This window comes from Novosphingobium lindaniclasticum LE124 (assembly GCF_000445125.1).
GTDB classification, from domain to species: domain Bacteria; phylum Pseudomonadota; class Alphaproteobacteria; order Sphingomonadales; family Sphingomonadaceae; genus Novosphingobium; species Novosphingobium lindaniclasticum.
Window position 1 is genome coordinate 1 of sequence record NZ_ATHL01000128.1, and the last position, 3,553, is coordinate 3,553.

The following is a 3,553-nucleotide window of genomic DNA, read 5'->3' on the forward strand; positions in this document are numbered from 1 at the left end:
CGCATTGCCTCGCCTGAAATGCTCCCGGCAAACCTGCCGTTGCCTCATCTAAACTGCTCCCGGCATTGGCCGGGAGGGAACGATGCGGAAGGTGAGCATGGCGACGCGCAGGGAATTGATTGAAGCAGTCGGCGAGCGGTATCGCTCGGCCGATCGCGCGAGCAAGGGCAAGGTTCTCGACGAATTCGTCGCGATCACAGGTTTCCACCGGAAGCATGCAATGAGACTCTTGCGGGCGGAGCCGTTGATCAGGGAAACGACGCGACCCGAGCGGAGAATTTACAACGAGGCGGTGCGCGGAGCGTTGCTCGTGTTGTGGGAGGCCAGCGACCGCCTGTGCGGCAAGCGACTTCGGCCGCTTATCCCGATTCTGATCGAGGCGATGGAGGGCCATGGCCATCTTGATCTCGATCCGGCGATCAAAGGAAGCTTGTTGCAGATGAGCCCGGCCACGATTGACCGTGTTTTACAGACCGCGAAAGGGAACAGCCATAAGGTCCGGCGTCGCGGCGTGGCGGGATCTGAACTTAGGCGCAGTGTTCCGATCCGAACATTCAGCGATTGGGGAGATCCGGCGCCGGGACATATGGAGGCCGACCTTGTTTCGCATAGCGGTCCGGTGGCGAAAGGGAGTTGGACGTGGACGCTGACGTTGACGGATATCGCGACAGGCTGGACCGAATGCGCTCCGCTACTGGTTCGCGAGCAAACGCTATTGGTGGAGGTGCTCAAGGAACTGCGCAAGCTGATGCCGTTCCCGTTGCTGGGCTTCGATTCCGACAACGACAGCGTGTTTATCAATGAGACGGTGCGGGATTACTGCGCGGCGACGGAAATCGCCTTTACCCGCTGCCGACCCTATCGGAAGAACGATCAGGCCTGGGTCGAGCAAAAGAACGGTTCGGTTGTGCGTCGTCTGGTGGGCTATCGTCGGTTCGAAGGGCTGGAAGCAGCTGGGTTGCTGGCCGAGTTGTATGCGGCGGCGCGCCTGTTCGTGAACTTCTTCCAGCCTTCATTCAAATTGGCGGAGAAGCGCCGCGACGGCGCCAAAGTCCACAAGCGCTATCACGCTCCCGCGACGCCGTTCCAGCGTTTGATGGATGACCCGCGGACCAGCGAGCAGACACGCGAACGGCTACGGGACCTGGCCGCCAGACTGGATCCGGTTCGACTGCTGCGAGACATCCGCACCGCGCAGCAGAAACTGGTGGTCCTGGCCGACGCCGTCGTCTTGGCAGATCCGACCGAAACGTCACCCCCACCGCTGGGGGCGTTCCTCTCGAGCCTGAAAGTTTTATGGCAGAATGGTGAGTCGCGGCCTACGGCGGTTGATAAGACGCCGCGTAAGCGAGAGCGGCGCCGGCCGGATCCACTGCTTCAGGTTACCGACCAGTTGAAAGCCTGGTTCGAAGACGAGCCTTGGCGTACCGGGCGGGAGTTGCTGGAAAAATTGCAGGCCGAGCAGCCGGACATCTACCCGGACGGCCTCCTGCGGACTATCCAGCGCCGTCTGAAAGGCTGGCGCACCGAACACGCGCGAGCCCTGGTGTTCAGCCACTCTTCCGGGCTGGCCAGTGACGCGCCAGTCGACACGGAAACCATCCTTACAGCCATGTGACGGATTGCCGTTCCGCCTCGCCTACGGCTCAGCTGCACGGCAATCCGTCACATGCAATGGCAATGACGCACGAGGGTCTGTAAGGAACAATTACGTGAGGCAACGGTCGCGTTGTTCGGGAACATTTCTTCGCGAGGCAACACGAATCCTCATCCTGTTTGTCGCGCTACAGATAATCTGACCGCGCTTCAGGCTGAGTACCGCCACACCATCCTCAACGCGTAGTTCGCTACGCTCCCGCGCATCATCGTATCAAATCGCGAAGGTTCGCCATGGCTCATCGCCACCGCCGTCCTAAGCCCGTCTCCTGACTGATAAGAGCCCATGGTGCCAGAACCGCGAACAGTCATACTCAGTGACGGCTCTAACTTGCAGGCAGTGACATTTCTAACTTGCGCAACAGATGTTTTTTCTTGGCATAAACACTCCGAGTGTACAGCGCGCCAAAGTCACGGCAATTAATAGCGTATATCCGTCTCTGCGGAGCCGATTTTTTAGGTCTGTTCGCATCGGTCATAAGATTTCATAAATTTAATCCTGTTCTCGTGCGCACTAGTGCCAACATATTTGTGGATCGTGGCGATGGTCCAAACTTGAGAAAATTGAGATCGTTTCGCGTCGTGTGAGGCAACAGCGCAAGACGGCGCCACAGCGGTTGGCGCGCCAAAGCAACGAGAATTGGCCGGGCGGCTGAGACGTATGTTCAGGTCTGCGACTAAAGGTCTCAGCCCATGCCTCAAGGCACTGGTTTCCTCTCGCCCGGCTACCTTCCTGCAAACTGCGACTTGTCTTGACAGCTTCCATCAGTAAGAATGCCACTGCGTCGACAAACGGCGCGAAGGCGCACCAACCGCCTTTCAGGAAAAATCGCTCGGTGCGTGCATCCGGGCTGCTGACGTGAATGTCCAGGCCGTTTGGCTAAAGACGTCGGTAATCGATTCCTACTGTTGGCCCCGCTCGATGATAGCCGTGCGGGTTTCTACTGGAGAGCTGCCCATGGCTTTGGGCAAGCAGAACGCGCGCCATATGCGCGTATTCGATACCTGTGCGGTTGAAGATGGGGCGATGTTATGCGCCTGAACATAGACGACGGGTGTCTTGAGTGCCAAGGGATTGCCGAAGGCGCGCCCTTGCCACCGGAAGATCGGGTTCCAATTGCAAGAGGGCATTGGCTCGATCGCCTCTATCGGTCCCACCGGGACAAGTTGGTACGCTTTGCCGTGCAGCATATCCACACCGATCATGCTGCCGATATCGTCCAGCAGTTGTTCTCTCGTCTCGCAGTGAGAGGCCGAGGAAATCCGCTCGAAGTGGAAGCACCGGATGCGTATCTTCGGCAGGCTACGATTAACCTGATCCGGAGCGAGGCACGCTATGACCGGCGTCGCTGCAAGAACCTCCACGTCTGTTCGGACGATGTTCCGATCGTCGGCGTCGATGCTGTTGCGGCTTCCGAGGCACGCGACATGCTTGTCAGGCTGGAGGCGATCATGGCAGAACTCTCGCCACGGACCCGCGAGATCTTTCTGGCCCACCGCTTCGATGGCTTTACCTATAGAGAAATTGCAGCCCGGACGGGCCTTAGCGTCAAGACGGTCGAGAAACACATGACCCGTGCGATCGGTCATGTGACGCGACGTCTTGAGCCCATGATGGAGGATTTCAAACTCGTGGAAACCGAATGAGCCTCGATCAGGATGCCGATGACTGGTTTGTCCGGATGCGCGGGCCCGATGCTGCAGACGTTCGTGCGCAATTCGAAGAATGGCGTTCCGTTCCTGCTCATGCGCAGGCCTATGAGCGGCGGGTGAGATCGTTCGACACGATGATGTTCCTTGCCAGTACCGGCACCGTGCGGAAAAGGAATCTCGATATCGCCAAACCCTGGGTGCTGCGAACTGCGTTTCGCAAGTATGCCGCGGCGGCGATAGGTCT

Annotated in this window: 3 protein-coding genes; all 3 read left to right on the forward strand. The window is 58.7% G+C overall.

Annotated features, from left to right (window positions below):
- The first annotated feature begins 82 nt into the window (after positions 1-82).
- Positions 83-1,618, forward strand: coding sequence for an ISNCY family transposase (locus L284_RS43070; protein WP_021234660.1), 1,536 nt, complete (start codon positions 83-85; stop codon positions 1,616-1,618).
- 1,070 nt (positions 1,619-2,688) lie between these two features.
- Positions 2,689-3,303, forward strand: a complete 615-nt coding sequence (locus L284_RS0124810; RefSeq protein ID WP_052018424.1) for an RNA polymerase sigma factor — start codon at positions 2,689-2,691, stop codon at positions 3,301-3,303.
- On the forward strand, positions 3,300-3,553 hold a 254-nt coding region (locus L284_RS0124815; RefSeq protein ID WP_031342971.1), incomplete at its 3' end, for a FecR/PupR family sigma factor regulator. The genes L284_RS0124810 and L284_RS0124815, both read left to right, overlap by 4 nt.

Excerpts from the sequence above, each read along its gene's own strand:
- L284_RS43070 (WP_021234660.1), top strand. The coding sequence starts at position 83 with ATGCGGAAGGTGAGCATGGCGACGCGCAGGGAATTGATTGAAGCAGTC.
- L284_RS0124810 (WP_052018424.1), top strand. The coding sequence starts at position 2,689 with ATGCGCCTGAACATAGACGACGGGTGTCTTGAGTGCCAAGGGATTGCC.